We start from the raw sequence: 255 nt of genomic DNA, 5'->3' as shown, positions 1-255 counted from the left end.
GTTCCCCTTTGATGAGCGCCATCTTGTCTTCGGGTTTGGCTTCGGCGAGGAAGTCGTCCACCCCGGCTTCGGTGGCGATCGCTTTGGCGGTCAGCGGGTTGTCGCCGGTGATCATGACCGTCCGGATACCCATCCGGCGCAGCTCGGCGAACCGGTCAGCCATACCGGGCTTGACGATGTCCTTGAGGTCGATCACCCCGAGCACGGCCGGTGGCGCGCCAGTGATGCGCTGGGCCACCAGCAGCGGTGTGCCGC

Annotated in this window: 1 protein-coding gene; it reads right to left on the bottom strand. The window is 66.3% G+C overall.

Annotated elements, in window-relative coordinates; all coding sequences use genetic code 11:
* A partial coding sequence (locus tag RM423_RS26350) for an HAD family hydrolase (protein WP_311425773.1) occupies positions 1-255 on the bottom strand: 255 nt, incomplete at both ends.

Source organism: Jatrophihabitans lederbergiae, from assembly GCF_031845305.1.
In the GTDB taxonomy this organism is placed as follows: Bacteria; Actinomycetota; Actinomycetes; order Mycobacteriales; family Jatrophihabitantaceae; genus Jatrophihabitans_A; species Jatrophihabitans_A lederbergiae.
Note: the sequence above shows the minus strand (reverse complement) of the source record. Positions and strands in the feature narration are given on the sequence as shown.